The sequence below is a fragment of the Cryobacterium algoritolerans genome (genome assembly GCF_004402785.1).
GTDB classification, from domain to species: domain Bacteria; phylum Actinomycetota; class Actinomycetes; order Actinomycetales; family Microbacteriaceae; genus Cryobacterium; species Cryobacterium algoritolerans.
The window spans coordinates 12273-27877 of the sequence record NZ_SOFP01000083.1 but is presented as its reverse complement, the minus strand read 5'-3'; the positions used below and the strand labels follow the sequence as shown (position 1 = coordinate 27877).

Below are 15605 nucleotides of genomic sequence, written 5' to 3'. Positions count from 1 at the left end.
TGGTCTCGTGAACGAGAACGAGTCTCAGCTGGGCGGGGCCCCCGTCGCGGCGCTCAGGGTGGCCGGGGCATCCTTCTCCTACGGGCATAAGCCGGCGCTGGAGGACATCAGCTTCGAGCTGGCCGCCGGCGAGGCCGTGGCGCTGATCGGCCCCAACGGCTCCGGCAAGTCGACCCTGCTTAAGGGCATCCTCGGCCTGATCACCAGGGTAGCCGGAACCGTGGAAGTGCTCGGGGAATCGACGGCACCCACCGGCAGCATCGGCTACGTTCCGCAGACCGACGAGCTCGACCCCGAGTTCCCGATCACCCTCGAGCAGGTGGTCCTGATGGGCCGATATCGCACGCTCGGCTGGCTGCGACTGCCCGGAAAACGAGACCGGGCCATGGCGGCGCAGGCGCTGGACGCCGTCGCGCTCGGTCACCTCGCGAAGACCCGTTTCGGCGAGCTCTCCGGCGGCCAGCAGCAGCGAGGCCTCCTCGCCCGCGCCATCGCGGCCGGGCCGCGCCTGCTGCTGCTCGACGAACCGTTCAACGGACTCGACCAGGAGAACAGGGAGGCGCTGGTCGGCACGGTGCAGCGGCTGAAAGACGACGGCGTGGCCGTGCTGGTCTCGACCCACGACCTCGGGCTCGCCCGCGTCGTCTGTGAGGACGTGCTCCTGCTCAATGGCAGCCAGGTGGCCTTCGGGCCGACGGACCAGGTGCTGAGCCTGGAGAACGTTCAGCGCACATTCACAGCCGTCGGCGTCGAGATGGACGAGCATACCGTCGTCGTCCCCGGCCACACTGGCCACTGAGTGGACATCCCCAGCGCCCTGTTCGACGCGTTCACCCTGCCGTTCATGGCCCGCGCCCTGGTGCTTCTGCTCGTGCTCAGCCTGGTCGCCGGGGTGGTCGGGGTGCTCGTGAACCTGCGCGGACTCGAATTCATCAGCGACGGGCTCACCCACGCCGTCTTCCCCGGCATCGCCATCGGCTTCGTCTGGGGCGGCCGCGAGGGACTCTTCGCCGGTGCCATGATCGCCGCCGTCGTCACCGCCGTCGTGCTGGCCCTGATGACCCGCCGAGCCGTTGCGATCGACGCCGTGATCGCCATCGTCTTCACCGCCATGTTCAGCATCGGCGTCATCGTGGTGTCGCGGCAGACCAACTACGTCGGCCAGCTCGAACAGCTGTTGTTCGGGCGCCTCCTCACGGTGAGCCCGGTCGAGGTGATCCAGACCGTCGTCATTTGCACCGTGGCACTGGCCATTGTGGGCTTCACTCTCAAGGAGCAGGTCTTCCGGGCCTTCGACCGCACCGGCTTCGCCACGGTCGGCTTTCACCTGACCCTCCTCGACGTGCTCCTCAACGTCGCCATCGCCCTGGTGGTGGTGGCCGCATCGAGCGCCGTCGGAACGCTGCTCGTGCTCGCCGTGTTGATCGTCCCGGGCGCCGTGGCACGGCTGTCCACGAACCGGCTCTGGCTGCTTTTCCCGATCGCGGCGACGGTCGCCGCCGTGGGGGCCTGGCTGGGGCTCACGCTCGGTTATGCGGCATCCGTCAGTGCCGGAATCGACCTGCCGAGCGGCGCAACGGTCGTGCTCGTTCTGGTGGCCGGTTATTTCCTCGCGCTCGTGGCGCGGCTCGCCGTCGACCGGCGCAAGCGCGCGCGAGTAGCCCGCTGATGGGCTACTTCGAGAAGGCACTGCTGGCCGCCGCGGTGATCGGCGCGCTCTGCGGCCTGGTCGGCACACTCGTCATCCTGCGTCGGCGCACATTCTTCGCACAGGCGCTGACCCACGCGACCTTCCCGGGGGCGGTGGCCGCGGCCATCCTCGGACTGAGTATTCCGTTGGGAGCATTTTTTGCAAGCATCGCCATCGTGGGGGTGATGACGCTGATCGGCCGGGTGCGCCGGCAGGGGAGCCAGGTTGCCTCGGGGATCGTGCTGACCGCCGGCTTCGCGCTCGGGATTCTCCTGCAATCGCTCAACCCCGCCCTCCCCGTGCACGTCGACTCCTTCCTCGTCGGGTCTATCCTCACCGTGACAACGGCGGATGTCGCGTTGGCCGGTGGGGTGCTCCTGGTTGGGCTGCTCTTCGTCGTCTTCCTCGGCAAAGAGATCCTCTTCTCGACCTTCGACCGCGCCGGCTACCGGGCGGCGGGCTACCGGGAATGGCCGATCGAGCTCCTCAGCCTGGCGCTGATCACCGCGACCGTTGTCACCGCCATGCCGGCGGTCGGCGCCATCCTCGCCATCGCCCTGATCGCAGCGCCGGCCGCCGCGGCACGCCTGCTGGCGCGCACGACAACACAGATATTGCTCGTCGCACCGGTGCTCGGCGCGGTTGCAGGCATCAGTGGGGTGCTCCTGTCCCGCGTGCTCGACATCGCGGCCGGCCCCGCGATCGCCCTCACGGCCGCCGCATTCTTTCTGGCCGCCCTCGGCGTGCGCTCCCTCGGCCGGGCGCGGTTACGGTTGAGAACATGAAGCGAAACACCTGGCAGCGGGAGGCCGTGCGCACGGCCCTCGGCGACACCGAAGGCTTCGTGAGCGCGCAAGGCTTGCATTCCCGGCTGCACGCCACCGGGTCGCCGATCGGTCTCGCCACGGTCTACCGAGCCCTGGCCGACCTGGCGGTCGAGGGCGAGGCCGACTCCCTGCAGTCCCCGGAGGGGGAGAGCCTGTACCGCGCGTGCAGCACTACGGACCATCACCATCACCTGATCTGTCGCCGGTGCGGGCTCACGATCGAAATCGAGGTGGATGCCGTCGAGAACTGGGCGACGAACGTGGCCGCGGAGCACGGTTTCAGTCAGGCTGCACACGTGATCGACATCTTCGGGCTCTGCACGGCCTGCACCGCGGCATCCGTCACCGCCTAGGACAACCGCAGCGTCCGAGGTGCTCTTCCCACGGAGGTTGCGTTGCGTACGTGTTTCCCAATCGCGATCACACTCGAGCTGAGCTCGACGCTGAGCTCGTGGCGGGCTGGCCCTCGCCAGAACGCTCTGTCTAGAACGGGGGCCACGGTGGACCGCCGGGCTCCGATGAGACGCGCGTCACAGGCGATGCCCGTTTTGCCTGGAATTCTGGCGGTCGCCGGCGGGGCGCTGTGGTTGGGCTTCGCAGTCATCGGCAGCGACAACCTTGACGGCGCGGTCGGTGAGGTGGGCCGAAATCGTCTGTGGACGTCGGCCCTGTTGTGCTGGCTGGCCGGCGTGCTTATCCCCACGGTTGTCTCCTGGCGAGGACTCTCTGCCCTGATCCGGGTCAGTGCTGTTCTTCCGGCCAGCGGGTTGCTCCTCATGCTGGTGGGCAATGTCGCGGAGTACTGGTTGTTCAACGGCCTTCCCCGCGAAGGGCGAGAGGGGTTCGCGCGCGCATTGGCCTGGATGATCTTTTTGCTCGGATTTCTCATCCTGCTGCTCTCCCTGCCGCTCTGCGGGATGGCGCTGCTTCGCGCGCGCGCCGCGGTCGATCGGTGCGGCGGCGATCGCGGTCGAGCCGCTGACGATCGGTGCGATCTCCCTCAATCTCGACCTGCGCGTTCTGCCGCTCGCGGTGCTGAGCATCACTATGGTGGGGTTCGTCATCGTTCGCCCTCGCCTGGGGGACGGTCAGCCCAGTGGACGCCTTCATCCCCGGTGATGGCCCCGCATCACTTCCTCGTGAAGCAGGGGCGGGTCTGCTAACGCTTTGGGGGATGGCGCTGAGGACGCCTCCACGGTAGGTGACGCCGAGTTTGTCGGAGCGGGTGGCGATGCTTCGCCCTTGTTCCTGGTCGCAGAAGCTCCGTTCGAGGACGTTGCGGCCCGTCGGAGTGTCACCACCAGGGGCCGGAGCGACCAGCAGCACCAGGGGCCAGCCCTTCCCGTCGGTCAATGCTTGGATTTTGATGCACGCCCTGGGCCGTATTGCCCGGGGAGGGCACCGGTTTGCGGATTGGAGGCCATGCCCTTAGTCTTGATTACTGCTGCGCATATCTGTGCGTGCATTGCCGTTTTCAGAGGCTCCCCGTTCACCGGGAAACGCCTGTGTTTCGGCCGACAAGAGATCTTGGGAAGGGCATTCGCCCTTCGGTATTGGAGGAGAACCATGGCAGCTACCTGCCAGGTGACCGGAGCCGTTCCCGGCTTTGGACACAACATTTCGCACTCGCACCGACGCACCAAGCGTCGCTTCGACCCGAACGTACAGACCAAAAAGTACTACGTACCGTCGCTTCGCCGTAACGTGACCCTGACCCTCTCGGTCAAGGGCATCAAGGTAATCGATGCTCGTGGCATCGAGTCGGTCGTCAAGGACCTTCTCGCCCGTGGGGAGAAAATCTAATGGCCAAGCAGCATGACGTTCGCCCGATCATCAAGCTCCGTTCGACGGCTGGAACCGGTTACACCTACGTGACCAAGAAGAACCGTCGCAACGACCCCGACCGTCTCGTGCTCAAGAAGTACGACCCCGTAGTGCGTAAGCACGTTGACTTCCGTGAGGAGCGCTAAAAATGGCGAAGAAGAGCATGATTGCCAAGAACAACCAGCGCAAGGTTATCGTCGAGCGCTACGCTGCGAAGCGCCTTGAACTGAAGAAGGCTCTCGTTGACCCGGCCGGCACGGATGAGTCGCGCGAAGCGGCTCGCCTCGGCCTGCAGAAGCTGCCCCGCAACGCGTCGCCGGTTCGCGTGCGCAACCGCGACGCGGTTGACGGCCGTCCCCGTGGGCACCTCAGCAAGTTCGGAATCTCCCGCGTCCGTTTCCGCGACATGGCTCACCGTGGTGAACTGCCCGGCATCACCAAGTCCAGCTGGTAATTCGGCCTGATTCCTGTTCGAAACCTGGGTTGTGAACACTGACGGGGATGTCGACTTCGGTCGGCATCCCTTTTGTTTTGCGCGGAGAGCGCAAAATGAGCCGCTTCCGGGGGTGAAAGCGTCTCAAAACGCCGTAAATCCGCGGTTTTTGGCGGATCTCTGTTAGATTCAACGCGGTCGAACCGACCAACGGAGTCGCCCATTGAGGGTGTCGTCCGCGTTTACGTTGAAACCTGTTTTTACAGACAAAGGTCCGAGGAGGACACTCAATGGCTGACAAGTCGCTGAACAAGACCGAGCTCGTTGCCAAGGTTGCCGCAGACTCTGGCCAGAGCCAGGCTGCCGTCGACGGCGTTCTGAACGCTTTCTTCGCAACCCTCGCCGACACCGTTGCACACGACGGCAAGGTCACGATTCCGGGCTGGCTCGGAGTCGAGCGCACCGCTACCGCAGCGCGCACGGGCCGCAACCCGCAGACCGGCGAAGAGATCGCCATCGCCGCGGGCCACCGCGTCAAGCTGACCGCCGGCAGCAAGCTGAAGGCCGCCGCAAAGTAATCTCGCTTTCATGCCGGGGGCGTCGACTTCGGTCGGCGCCCCCGGTCTTTAACGTCCCTCGCGTCTGTCGAGGAGGGGCCGGGCGTTTTCGACAGTGGGGCGCGGATAAGCTGGGTCAGTGACTCGTCTCCTGCGCATATCCGGTCCGGCGGTGCTCCTGATCGTGGCCGTGCTGTCGGCCCTGGTCGCCCTTGCGTACGGCGGCGGCGCCGCCGGACAGCTGCTCGCCGACCCGGGCCCCGTCGTGCGGTGGGGTCTTCCGCTGGCGAAGCTTCTCGTCAACCTCGGTGCGGCAGGAACCATCGGCTCGCTCGTGCTGACCTGTTTCGCACTGAGCCCGCGTGAGCCGGAATTCAACACGGCGATCGACTTCGCCGCGGCATCCGCAGCCCTGCTCACGGTTGCTGCGGCGGTGACCGGCTTTCTCACCCTCCTGCAGGTGACGAACGTGCCGCTCAGCTTCGACGACCGGTTCAGTGCCACCGCCGGCCAGTTCTTCAGCCAGATCGAACTCGGCCAGGCCTGGCTCGGCACCACGCTCATCGCGGCGGGGGTCACGGTGCTGTGCGTCGCAGTGAGGAACCAGACCGCCCTGGTCTTCGTGGCCGCCCTGGCCGTCGGGGCGCTCGTTCCGATGGCCCTGCAGGGGCATGCGGCCGGTGCGGAGGGACACGACGTGGCCATCACCGCGCTCGGCCTGCATCTCGTCTTCGCGGCGGTCTGGCTCGGCGGCCTGCTCACCATCGTCGTGCTCCGCACACAACTGGTCGGCGACCGGATCGACGTCGTGATCGCCCGGTATTCCTCGCTGGCCATGGTCTGTTTCGTCGTCGTCGCGGCCACCGGTTACGTCAGCGCCGAACTCCGGATCGGAACCTGGGAGCGGCTGCTCACGACCTATGGCATTCTCGTGCTGGTCAAGGTCGTCGCGCTGATCGCCCTCGGCGGGTACGGGGTGTTGCAGCGCCGCTTCCTCGTGTCCCGGATGCAGCGGAGCGCGCAGCCGGGCGACGCCCGGTCACGCACTTGGTTCTGGTGGCTCGTCGTGGCCGAACTGGGCTTCATGGGCCTGGCCTCCGGCGTCGCGGCGGCACTCGCGCGCACGGCCACCCCGGTCGCCCAGATTGTGGCGACGTCGGTGCCGACCGCGACCCCCGCCCAGATCCTGACGGGGGAGGTTCTTCCGCCGGAACTCACCTTCGGCCGGTATTTCACCGAGTGGAACTTTGACCTGGCCTGGGTTTTGTTCTGCGCCTTCGGGGTCTTCTTCTACCTAGCGGGGGTGGCGCGCCTGCACCGCCGCGGCGACAAGTGGCCGATCTACCGCACCGTGCTCTGGGTCATCGGCATGCTGATCCTGTTCTACATCACCAACGGCGGTGCGAACCTTTACGCGAACTACCTGTTCTCGTCGCACATGCTCATGCACATGGCGCTGACGATGCTCGTGCCGGTGTTCCTCGTCCCCGGCGCGCCCGTGACTCTCGCGGCCAGGGCCATCCGTAAGCGTCAGGACGACAGCAGGGGCCCACGCGAGTGGATACTGCTGGCCGTGCATTCCCGGTACGCGGGTGTTCTCGCGAACCCGCTCGTCGCCGCCGGGCTCTGGGCCGGGTCGTTGTGGGTGTTCTACTACTCCACCCTGTTCAGCTGGGCGACGACCGACCACATCGGCCACGAGTGGATGGTGGTCCACTTCCTGATCACCGGGTACCTGTTCGTGCAGTCCCTGATCGGAATCGACCCGGTGCCCTATCGGCTGCCCTATGCCGGCCGGTTACTCCTGTTGCTCGGTACGATGGCGTTCCACGCCTTCTTCGGGGTGACCCTGATGACCGGCACCGGGCTCCTGCTCTCCGACTGGTACGGCGCGATGGGACGGGACTGGGGTCTCAGCGGCATCGCCGACCAGCAGATGGGCGGCGGCATCGCGTGGAGCGTCGGCGAGATCCCGACGATCGCACTGGCCATCGCCGTGGCCATCCAGTGGAGCAGGAGTGACGAGAAGGAATCCCGGCGGACAGACCGCAACGCCGACCGCACCGGCGAGGCGGAGCTGAAGCGGTACAACGACCAGCTGGCCGCTCTGGCCTCCCGCGACCGGCTGGTCTGAACGCATCAGTGCAGTTGGATCGCCAGTGATCCGTCGGGCCTGACTGTCACGCTCAGGGCCACCGCGAACGGAACATTCTCGTCCCTCGTCGTGACCTCGCCGTCGAACAGTGACTGCACCTCGACGACGATGTGGGCCTGACCGGTGGTGTCGGCCATCTCGAAGGTGGTTGCTCCCGCGGTCAGGGCAACCACCGGGTAGGCCGCGATCGTCCAGACCGGGACGCCTTTGACCCGGTCGTTGATCTCGATGCCGAAGGGGCAATTCGACGGCTGGAGCACCTTCTGGGTGGTGCAGGCGTCGAGGAAGCCGTTCAGCTCGGTCTGCACCTGATCGAGGAACAGCTTGTTCGGTTCGGCGTCGACAGTGACAGCCGCGGCCCCGTTCTTCGTCAACGCGATCTGCTGGGCCCGGGCGGTGAGCAGAGTCGATGAGTGCGCGATGGAGTACACCGCGGGCGCGAACGCGAGGTACGCGGCCTGGTTCGAGAAGGTGGCCGGGGCGTCGGCCGCTGCATGCGCCCTCGCGTCGAGGGTGAGACCGTTGACGGTGAAGGACGCCTCGTGCAGCACCGTGACCTGCAACACGGCGAGGGGGCTGACGGCGAACCGCCAACTGTCGAAGACCCCGGCAAAGGTGCCGGTGTGGGCCACGCTGAATGCCATCGACGCGGGCTTCCCGTCGAGCCGGAAACCGTAGGCGACCGTGTGTCGGCCCGGTTCGTCCTCGGTGTCGCTGATCAGACGGAGGTCGGTGAGCGTGCCGAGCACCGCTGGACGCAGCAGGGTGGCCGGCAGGTCCCCGGGAAGTTTGGCGGCCGTGAGCGCCTTGTCTGTGAGTTCGACCCCGGGCAGCTGCAGAGCGCTGGTGGTGTCGTGCCGGGCGACGGCCTCAAGATACTGGCGCACGAAACCGCCGGCGCTGTACAGGTCGCGGTTGAGCGCACCGATCGCGGCCACGAAGGCGGCACAGAGCAGGGCGGCAATCACGACCATGGCGAGGATGGCGCGTCGCCGGCTGCTCCGGCCCGTGCCGTCCCCATTGCTCACGTCAACATCCTCCCATGTCGCGGCTCCGCGGGCAGGCACCCGCTCTTCCCGGAGTGCACAGGCAGGGTGTTGGCGGCTGCCGGTCGCGGGACAGCGGATACAGTGGATTGTCCCGTCCTCACCGACCGAAAGCGTCCTACGTGTCCGAGATCCCGCTGTCGCGCGAACAAGCCGAGGTGTTCCAGGCGATCGAAGGCACCCGCCAGAACGTCTTTGTCACCGGGCGGGCGGGAACGGGCAAATCAACGCTGCTCAACCACCTCTCCTGGAACACCAGCAAGCAGATCGTCATTGCGGCGCCCACCGGCGTCGCCGCCCTCAACGTTGGCGGCCAGACCATCCACTCGCTGTTCCGGCTGCCGATCGGTGTGATCGCAGATCACCCGATCGACCAGAACGACCAGTTGCGCAAGCTGCTCAACACGATCGACACCGTGGTCATCGACGAGGTGTCCATGGTCAATGCCGACCTGATGGATGCGATCGACCGCAGCCTGCGCCAGGCCCGGCAGCGGCCGAGCGACACCTTCGGCGGGGCGCAGATCGTGCTCTTCGGCGATCCGTACCAGCTTGCCCCTGTTCCGGGGGACTCTGACGAGCGCGCCTACTTCGCCGACACGTACCGGTCGATGTGGTTCTTCGACGCCAAGGTCTGGCGGGACGCTGACCTGCGCATTTTCGAGCTCACCGAGGTGCACCGCCAGCACGATGCGGACTTCAAGCTCATGCTCAACGCCGTTCGCCACGGCCGGGTTACGCCGGAGATCGGGGGAGCGCTCAACGCGGCAGGGGAGCGGAAGCCCCCGACGGAGGGCGTGATCACCCTGGCGACCCGGAACGATTCCGTGAACCGGATCAATGCGGCCGCCCTGAAGCGACTCTCCGGGAAGGCGCTCACGGCTAAGGCGGACGTCACCGGCGATTTCGGCGGGCGCACGTTCCCGGCCGATGAGGTGCTCGAGCTCAAGGTCGGCGCGCAGGTCATGTTCCTGCGCAATGATTCCCCGCAAGACGGCGGTCCGCGCTGGGTGAACGGCAGCATCGGTACCGTCACCCGGGTGGACTCGACGGTCTACGTGGACATCGACGGGGTGACCCACGAGGTGGAGCCCGCCGTGTGGGAGAAGTTCAAGTACACCTACAACCAGACCACCAAGAAATTGAGCAAGGACGTCGTGGCCGAGTTCACGCAGTTCCCGTTGAGGTTGGCGTGGGCGGTCACCATCCACAAGTCGCAGGGTGCCACCTACGAGCGGGCTATCGTGGACCTCGGGGCACGAGTGTTCAGCCCCGGCCAGACCTATGTCGCGTTGAGCCGGCTAACCAGCCTCGACGGACTGTACCTCACCCGCCCGCTGCGGCCGAGCGATATCATCGTGGACGAGAACGTGCAGCGTTTCATGAACGGTCCTCGCGGCGACCTGCCCGCCCTGCCCGCCCTGCCCGGCTGACCGCTCTCGCTCTCGCTCTCGCTCTCGCTCTCGCTCTCGCTCTCGCTCTCGCTCGGTCGCCGCGCCACGTGTGCACTCCCCGCGCCGCACCCCGCAGGCGAGCGTCGCGGCGCAGATTGAGGAAGCGGGCGCACGATCGAACGTGCGCCCGCGTCTCAAACCCGCGCCGCGAGGCGATGGATGGAGCCGTGGGAGCCGCGGGGAACGGTGTGAGCGCCGAACAAGGCCAGATCCGGGGCGACCAGCCGCCCGCGTACCAGCGTCGCGACGCCCCGGCCGAGTTCGGCGACGCCGAACCCGACCATGACGATCCCGAGGAGCACCGTGGCGCTCGCCCCAACCGCGAGGTGAATCGTGTCGGCGCCCATGGCGACGAAGGTGATCCAGAGGCGGCCGGTCGAGGTCATGGCGTTTCTTGCGGTGGAGCGGGTGTTGGCGAGGTCGGTGTCAGCTAGGTCGTGGCCGATCAGGCCGTGGCGGTGCGGTTGCGGTTGACAACCTTGTCGGTGGCGAGTCCGGCTCCGAGCAGCACGATCGCACTGGCGAGGTGCAGGAAGTGGTCGGGGGTGTTCAGGGCGAGGATGTTCAGCGCGGTGCTCGCGATGAAGAAGCCGACGATGCCGAGCAGCAAGTAGACCGCGCCGATCGTGGTGTTGACGGCTTTCGCCGCGGGAACACTGGCCAGCCCGGCAATCAGGAGCGCGGCGCCGATCAGAAGGTGAGCGACATTGTGCAGCGGATTGACCGCGAAGAGGCCGAGGAGCAGGCCGCCCTCGGTCGCGATGAAGCTGATGCCGCCGGTCACGGCGAAGCCGAGCAGTCCGACGAGCAGGTAGACGGCACCGAAGACGGTTGCGACGAGACGATTGGGTGATGTGCGCATGAGAAGACCTCCTGTTTGGTGTCACGGTCGATCCGTGCACGATAACTATTCGGAGTTGCGGGCGATTCGGTTTGGTCAAAGCACCCGCAGCATCCGCGTCCTGGGTACACTCCGTCGTACCGGGGCCAGCATGACGGGGGTAACGCAATGAACGTCGAGATGCCATGACCAACGTTGGGCGGGCGCCCCGACGGTACGCCGTGGCGGCACTCGCCGTGAGCGCAGCCCTTCTGTTCACCGGATGCACGGATACAGCTGGTGCCGTCGGCAACAGCCACCCGCAGGTGCGGGCCCCCTTCCCGACGGAGGTCGCCGGCCGCCTGGACGCCGCCCTCGCCGAAGCGATCACCCAGTCCGGCTCCAGCGGAGCCCTTGCCGGCGTATGGGCGCCGTGGGCCGGGCAATGGGTCGTGTCGCCGGGAACCACGGCGCCGGGGAACGGGGTACCCATGGGCACGGCCATGAGCTACCGCATCGGCACGAACACGACCACGCTCACCTGCACCGTTCTCGCGAAGCTCGTTGACGAGGGCACCGTGAAACTCGACGACCAGGTCTCGACCTACCTCGACCGAATTGTTGGCCTCGAGGGGGTCACTCTCGGCCAACTGTGCCGGAACACGTCCGGCCTGGCCGATTACACCCGGAACCTGCTCCCGCAATTCGTGAAGAATCCCACCCGGATCTGGCCAGAACGCGAGGTCGTGTCCAGCGGGATGGGGTCACCGCGCGTGGCGCTACCCGGTGGCGCCTGGGCGCAGTCCGACACCGGGGTCGTGCTGCTCGGGATGGCCCTAGAGGCGGCAGCCCACCAGGACCTGTCGTCGCTCTATCGGAGCCGGGTGCTCGAACCGCTGGGCATGACCGGCACGAGCCTGCCCGACTCGAATGAGCTGGGCCTGCCTGGCGCGCACCCACAGGGATTCGCCGCCACGCTCGACGCGGCCGCGCGCCCCCTCTGCGACACCGTGCTCAACGTGACCGAGCTGTCGCCGTCAATGGGTGCGGCGGCGGCCGGGGCAGTGTCGACTCTTGCCGACCAGAAGAAGTGGGTGAGCGCCCTCGCCGAAGGCTCCCTGCTCACCGACGCCACCGCGACGGCGCAGTGGGCGACCGTGGCGGAAGGAGCCGACGCGCCCGCCTGGCGCCGCTACGGCCTCGGTGCCGAGCAGGTCGGTCCGCTCCGCGGGCGCGCCGGAGCGATCCCCGGGTTCATCTCGGCCGCCTACTCTGATCCGGTCAGTGGCCTCACGATCGTGGTCGCCTTCAACAACTCGACCGACGGGGCCGGATTCGCCGAGGCCGTGGCGCGGCGCCTCGCAGCCATTGTGTGGGCTGTGCCGGAGCCCGCCACCACGGCGGGCACCGACGTCGTGGATTCCCCACCGGCCGCCGCACCATCGACGCCCTTGCCGTGGACCGAAGAGGAGGCGGCGGAAGCGACCCGCGCGGGGACGACCTGCGCCCCGCCCGCTGCGCCGGCGCCCGCCGGATAGGATCTGCCCATGGCAATCGAAGCAGACACGAAGGACTGGACCTGGGTGCTCGAGACCCCGTGCCCCGAATGCGGTTTCGCCGCGGCGGAGGTGGACTTCGACGACATCCCGCGGCTCGTGCGCCGAAACGCGGCCCGCTGGATTCCGGTGCTGCACCGCACGGATGTCGCCGTGCGCCCGAACGACCACACCTGGTCTGCCCTGGAGTACGCGGCCCACGTATGCGACGTCTTCCGCATCTTCGAGGCGCGCTTGCGGCTGATGCTCACCCAGGACAACCCAGCGTTCCCGAACTGGGACCAGGACGCGACGGCGATCGCGAACCGCTATAACCAACAGGAACCGGCCGCGGTGGCCCGGGAAATCACCGAGGCCGCCGCATCCGTCGCCGACGCGTTCGCAAACGTTGCGGCAGGCGACGTGGGGCGCACCGGACGCCGAAGCGACGGCGCCGTCTTCACAGTGGCGACCCTGGGCCGGTACTTCGTGCACGACCCGGTGCATCATCTGCATGACGTGGACGGCGGCTGACCTCCGCCGGGCACGAAAAAGCGGGCGCACCAGGACTGGTGCGCCCGCTTGCGGCTGGGAGGCCGTCGTGCCGGTCAGGCTCGGCGGCGTCCGGCGAGGGCGCCGTAGACCAGGAGCACGATGATCGATCCGACGATCGCGAGGAGCCAGGTCGAGATCGAGAAGAAGTCGCCGAGGTTGACCCCGAAGATGAGCGAGCCGAGCCAGCCGCCCAGGAATGCACCGATCACGCCGAGGATCAGCGTAAGGAACCAGCCGCCGCCCTGACGGCCGGGGAGGATCGCCTTTGCGATGGCGCCGGCAATAAGTCCGAGAATCAGAAATCCGATGAAGCTCATGGGTGTGTCCTTCTTTTGTGGGGTAGTCGGGTCGGTGGACCCTGGGTCAGTGCAGGTGCTGGGGCGCCGCAGCGCGGGTCGATCTGGTTCGGTCGGCGGGGGTTACGCGGGGCCGGCCGGGGTCTCCGGCTCGTCGGTTGTGTTCGAGGCGTAGTGAACATCCTTGACGGTGACGTCGACGGCGGTCACCTGCATGCCCACGATCGCGTGGATCGCGTGCGTGATCGCGGCCCGCACATCGTCGGCAACCTTCTGCAGTTCGTGGGGGTACTCCACGACCAGGGAGATCTCCACGGCAACCCGGGTCTCGTCGACGGCGATGCTCACGCCCTGGGACAGGTCGGTTCCGCTGATGGCGTCGCGGATGGCCCCGAGGGCACGCACGGCGCCACCTCCGAGGGCGAAGACCCCGGGAACCTCCCGTGCGGCGATCCCCACGATCTTCGCAACAACGCTGTCCGCGATCACGGTCTTGCCGGTGCCGGAGGCTGCCACGGTTTCGAATGCGGTGGTGTCAACGATGGTGAACTCCAGTCTCTCTCGGCCTGCCCGCCCTAAAAGGGCGGCGACCGCTGTTGGTCAATTACTAAGACGTTAGCCCGGACGGATTCGTCACGTCGAAGTTGCAAAAAGTCTGAAAGAGGAGAAAATCCGGCGTGGTCCGCTCACCGCTCGCCGAGACGGCGCGCCACCGCTCCGCGGGCCACGGGTGCCGCTGCCCGCCGCCCTCTCTGCGAAGTTGCACTCCTGGTCCGGCATATGCCCTGAGTTAAGCTGAAACCGGCTCGGCAACCCAGAACTCACGGGCCCCAGGCAACACCCACGGAGGCCCTCGTGCTCGAAAACTCACTGCCGATCGTCATCCAGGGCGGCATGGGCATGGCCGTCTCGTCGTGGCAGCTCGCCCGCACGGTGTCCCAGGCCGACCAGCTCGGCGTTGTGTCCGGGATCGCCCTCGATACCGTGCTCACCCGGCGGCTGCAGGACGGCGACCTGACCGGCGACATCCGTCGGGCCCTCGACGCTTTCCCGGTGCCTGCGATCGCGGAGCGTGTGCTGGCCAGGTTCTTCCTGGTCGACGGCCGGCCAGAGGGCGGCTCCTACCTCCCCGTGCCGAAGCTGTCGCTGCACCCCACCCGGGAGCAGCAAGAGCTGAGTGTGCTGGGCAACTTCGTTGAGGTCTGGCTGGCGAAAGAAGGTCACGACGGCCGTGTCGGCATCAACTACATGGAGAAGGTGCAGTTGGCCACCCCGGCCGCCGCCTTGGGGGCGATGCTGGCCGGCGTAGATTATGTGCTGATGGGAGCAGGAATTCCACGGGAAATCCCGCACCTCCTGAATGAGTTCGCGGCGGGCCGAGAGGGTCGGGTCACCATCGACGTATCCGGCTCGGAGGCCGTGCACACCGTCGGGGTCGATCCGGTCGACCTGCTAGGCGAGGCGCTTCCGGCCCTGCAACGCCCGAAATTCCTCGCGATCGTTGCCGCGCATGTGCTCGCGTTCTACCTCGCCAGGGACGAAGAGATCCGCCCGGACGGCTTCATCATCGAGGGCCCGACCGCCGGCGGCCACAATGCGCCGCCGCGCGGCCGGCTCACCCTCGACGACGACAGGCAGCCCATATATGGGCCTCGCGACGACGCCAACCTCGAGAAGATCGCCGAACTCGGGCTGCCCTTCTGGCTCGCTGGAGGCTACGGCCAGCCCGAACGGGTGGCCGAGGCACTCCTGGCCGGTGCGGCCGGGGTGCAGGTCGGTACCGTGTTCGCGCTCAGCCGCGAGTCCGGCCTCGCCGACACCCTGCGCGACGCTGTGCTCGACCGGCTCGGCGACGGCGAGCTGTCGATCAGAACGGATGCCGCGGCCTCGCCGACCGGATTCCCGTTCAAGGTCGCGCAGTTGCCGGGAACGCTCTCCGTGGCCGCGGTCTACGACGAACGGGTGCGCCTCTGCGACCTCAGCTACCTGCGGGAACCCTACGAGCGAAAGGACGGCGTCGTGGGCTTCCGCTGCCCGAGCGAGCCGGTGCACATGTACGTGCGCAAGGGCGGCACCGCCGAGGACACGGTCGGCCGGGCCTGCCTGTGTAATGCGCTCACGGCGACCGTCGGACTGGGCCAGACTCGCAAGACCGGGTATGTCGAATCCCCTCTGCTCACCCTCGGCAACGACGTCGAGGGTGCCGGCGCGCTCCGTGCCGCCTATCCGGAGGGTTGGGGCGCGGCCGATGTCGTCGCCTGGCTCCTCGGCCGGGTGCCCGCCGCGCGTTGAGCCCGCGCGCGCCCAGCCCGCTGGGCACGTTGAGTTGCGGACGAAGCACCTATATCACACACCTTTATCGCGACGGTGAGGGTGCTTTTTCCGAAACTCAATCGTCCGAACGCGGCGCCCC

The 15605-nt window shown here is 67.3% G+C and carries 19 protein-coding genes; 13 read left to right on the top strand and 6 right to left on the bottom strand.

The genetic code is table 11. The features are described 5' to 3' along the window. Nucleotides 1-7 precede the first annotated feature (7 nt). Genes E3O19_RS16905 through E3O19_RS16890 form a run of 4 tightly spaced genes read left to right on the top strand, consistent with a single transcriptional unit; the run spans nucleotide 8 to nucleotide 2870 of the window. Nucleotides 8-799 (top strand): metal ABC transporter ATP-binding protein, encoded by a 792-nt coding sequence (locus E3O19_RS16905; RefSeq protein WP_241981459.1) that lies wholly within the window; start codon nucleotides 8-10, stop codon nucleotides 797-799. Continuing rightward, complete coding sequence (locus E3O19_RS16900; protein ID WP_198413941.1) at nucleotides 800-1669, top strand: metal ABC transporter permease; 870 nt, start codon at nucleotides 800-802, stop codon at nucleotides 1667-1669. After that, the gene (locus E3O19_RS16895) at nucleotides 1669-2475 is read left to right on the top strand and encodes a metal ABC transporter permease (RefSeq protein ID WP_134569449.1); all 807 of its coding nucleotides are present in this window, start codon (nucleotides 1669-1671) and stop codon (nucleotides 2473-2475) included. Before E3O19_RS16900 ends, E3O19_RS16895 begins: the two co-directional genes overlap by 1 nt. After that, complete coding sequence (locus tag E3O19_RS16890) at nucleotides 2472-2870, top strand: Fur family transcriptional regulator (RefSeq protein ID WP_134569448.1); 399 nt, start codon at nucleotides 2472-2474, stop codon at nucleotides 2868-2870. The genes E3O19_RS16895 and E3O19_RS16890 overlap by 4 nt, the downstream gene beginning before the upstream one ends. A gap of 177 nt (nucleotides 2871-3047) precedes the next feature. On the opposite strand, the gene E3O19_RS16885 is transcribed toward E3O19_RS16890, so the two are convergent. Further along, nucleotides 3048-3581: a hypothetical protein gene (locus E3O19_RS16885; protein ID WP_134569447.1), complete on the bottom strand. Its 534-nt coding sequence runs from the start codon at nucleotides 3579-3581 to the stop codon at nucleotides 3048-3050. A gap of 502 nt (nucleotides 3582-4083) precedes the next feature. Here E3O19_RS16885 and rpmB point away from each other — a divergent pair. The 5 genes from rpmB (at nucleotide 4084) to E3O19_RS16860 (ending at nucleotide 7465) form a co-directional block, all read left to right on the top strand. Then, entirely contained in the window at nucleotides 4084-4320 is a 237-nt protein-coding gene (gene rpmB / locus E3O19_RS16880) for a 50S ribosomal protein L28 (RefSeq protein WP_104099753.1), read from the top strand. Further along, entirely contained in the window at nucleotides 4320-4487 is a 168-nt protein-coding gene (gene rpmG / locus E3O19_RS16875) for a 50S ribosomal protein L33 (protein ID WP_104099752.1), read from the top strand. Before rpmB ends, rpmG begins: the two co-directional genes overlap by 1 nt. Nucleotides 4488-4489: 2 nt before the next feature. Further along, nucleotides 4490-4795, top strand: a complete 306-nt coding sequence (gene rpsN / locus E3O19_RS16870) for a 30S ribosomal protein S14 (RefSeq protein WP_134569446.1) — start codon at nucleotides 4490-4492, stop codon at nucleotides 4793-4795. A 269-nt stretch (nucleotides 4796-5064) separates the two neighbouring features. Further along, nucleotides 5065-5352 (top strand): HU family DNA-binding protein, encoded by a 288-nt coding sequence (locus tag E3O19_RS16865; RefSeq protein ID WP_134521924.1) that lies wholly within the window; start codon nucleotides 5065-5067, stop codon nucleotides 5350-5352. Nucleotides 5353-5470: 118 nt separating this feature from the next. Then, nucleotides 5471-7465 carry a bifunctional copper resistance protein CopD/cytochrome c oxidase assembly protein gene (locus tag E3O19_RS16860; RefSeq protein WP_174776958.1) on the top strand — a complete coding sequence of 665 codons (1995 nt, stop codon included), beginning with the start codon at nucleotides 5471-5473 and terminating at the stop codon, nucleotides 7463-7465. Between the two features lie 5 nt (nucleotides 7466-7470). Here the strand turns inward: E3O19_RS16860 and E3O19_RS16855 are convergent, their stop codons facing one another. Then, nucleotides 7471-8514, bottom strand: a complete 1044-nt coding sequence (locus E3O19_RS16855; RefSeq protein ID WP_134569445.1) for a hypothetical protein — start codon at nucleotides 8512-8514, stop codon at nucleotides 7471-7473. 140 nt (nucleotides 8515-8654) lie between these two features. On the opposite strand from E3O19_RS16855, the gene E3O19_RS16850 reads away from it, so the two are divergent. Then, nucleotides 8655-9965, top strand: coding sequence for an ATP-dependent DNA helicase (locus E3O19_RS16850; protein ID WP_134569444.1), 1311 nt, complete (start codon nucleotides 8655-8657; stop codon nucleotides 9963-9965). A gap of 155 nt (nucleotides 9966-10120) precedes the next feature. Here the strand turns inward: E3O19_RS16850 and E3O19_RS16845 are convergent, their stop codons facing one another. Together E3O19_RS16845 and E3O19_RS16840 are read right to left on the bottom strand one after the other, a co-directional pair. After that, entirely contained in the window at nucleotides 10121-10372 is a 252-nt protein-coding gene (locus E3O19_RS16845; RefSeq protein ID WP_134569443.1) for a hypothetical protein, read from the bottom strand. A 59-nt stretch (nucleotides 10373-10431) separates the two neighbouring features. After that, nucleotides 10432-10848: a DUF4383 domain-containing protein gene (locus E3O19_RS16840; RefSeq protein ID WP_134569442.1), complete on the bottom strand. Its 417-nt coding sequence runs from the start codon at nucleotides 10846-10848 to the stop codon at nucleotides 10432-10434. A gap of 164 nt (nucleotides 10849-11012) precedes the next feature. Between E3O19_RS16840 and E3O19_RS16835 the strand changes: the two genes are divergently transcribed. Together E3O19_RS16835 and E3O19_RS16830 are read left to right on the top strand one after the other, a co-directional pair. Beyond that, nucleotides 11013-12344 (top strand): serine hydrolase domain-containing protein, encoded by a 1332-nt coding sequence (locus E3O19_RS16835; protein ID WP_134569441.1) that lies wholly within the window; start codon nucleotides 11013-11015, stop codon nucleotides 12342-12344. Nucleotides 12345-12353: 9 nt separating this feature from the next. Then, nucleotides 12354-12875, top strand: a complete 522-nt coding sequence (locus E3O19_RS16830) for a DinB family protein (RefSeq protein WP_134569440.1) — start codon at nucleotides 12354-12356, stop codon at nucleotides 12873-12875. Between the two features lie 74 nt (nucleotides 12876-12949). Here the strand turns inward: E3O19_RS16830 and E3O19_RS16825 are convergent, their stop codons facing one another. Beyond that, nucleotides 12950-13213, bottom strand: a complete 264-nt coding sequence (locus tag E3O19_RS16825) for a GlsB/YeaQ/YmgE family stress response membrane protein (protein ID WP_134569439.1) — start codon at nucleotides 13211-13213, stop codon at nucleotides 12950-12952. A gap of 102 nt (nucleotides 13214-13315) precedes the next feature. Then, nucleotides 13316-13708: an Asp23/Gls24 family envelope stress response protein gene (locus tag E3O19_RS16820; RefSeq protein WP_241981458.1), complete on the bottom strand. Its 393-nt coding sequence runs from the start codon at nucleotides 13706-13708 to the stop codon at nucleotides 13316-13318. Nucleotides 13709-14047: 339 nt separating this feature from the next. On the opposite strand from E3O19_RS16820, the gene E3O19_RS16815 reads away from it, so the two are divergent. After that, nucleotides 14048-15484, top strand: coding sequence for a nitronate monooxygenase (locus tag E3O19_RS16815; protein WP_241981457.1), 1437 nt, complete (start codon nucleotides 14048-14050; stop codon nucleotides 15482-15484). The last annotated feature ends 121 nt before the right edge of the window (nucleotides 15485-15605 follow it).

Coding starts and splice junctions, on each gene's coding strand:
- rpmB (WP_104099753.1), top strand. CDS start 4,084: ATGGCAGCTACCTGCCAGGTGACCGGAGCCGTTCCCGGCTTTGGACAC.
- E3O19_RS16865 (WP_134521924.1), top strand. CDS start 5,065: ATGGCTGACAAGTCGCTGAACAAGACCGAGCTCGTTGCCAAGGTTGCC.
- E3O19_RS16835 (WP_134569441.1), top strand. CDS start 11,013: ATGACCAACGTTGGGCGGGCGCCCCGACGGTACGCCGTGGCGGCACTC.
- E3O19_RS16895 (WP_134569449.1), top strand. CDS start 1,669: ATGGGCTACTTCGAGAAGGCACTGCTGGCCGCCGCGGTGATCGGCGCG.
- E3O19_RS16825 (WP_134569439.1), bottom strand. CDS start 13,213: ATGAGCTTCATCGGATTTCTGATTCTCGGACTTATTGCCGGCGCCATC.
- E3O19_RS16885 (WP_134569447.1), bottom strand. CDS start 3,581: ATGACGAACCCCACCATAGTGATGCTCAGCACCGCGAGCGGCAGAACG.
- E3O19_RS16890 (WP_134569448.1), top strand. CDS start 2,472: ATGAAGCGAAACACCTGGCAGCGGGAGGCCGTGCGCACGGCCCTCGGC.
- rpmG (WP_104099752.1), top strand. CDS start 4,320: ATGGCCAAGCAGCATGACGTTCGCCCGATCATCAAGCTCCGTTCGACG.
- rpsN (WP_134569446.1), top strand. CDS start 4,490: ATGGCGAAGAAGAGCATGATTGCCAAGAACAACCAGCGCAAGGTTATC.
- E3O19_RS16840 (WP_134569442.1), bottom strand. CDS start 10,848: ATGCGCACATCACCCAATCGTCTCGTCGCAACCGTCTTCGGTGCCGTC.
- E3O19_RS16845 (WP_134569443.1), bottom strand. CDS start 10,372: ATGACCTCGACCGGCCGCCTCTGGATCACCTTCGTCGCCATGGGCGCC.
- E3O19_RS16830 (WP_134569440.1), top strand. CDS start 12,354: ATGGCAATCGAAGCAGACACGAAGGACTGGACCTGGGTGCTCGAGACC.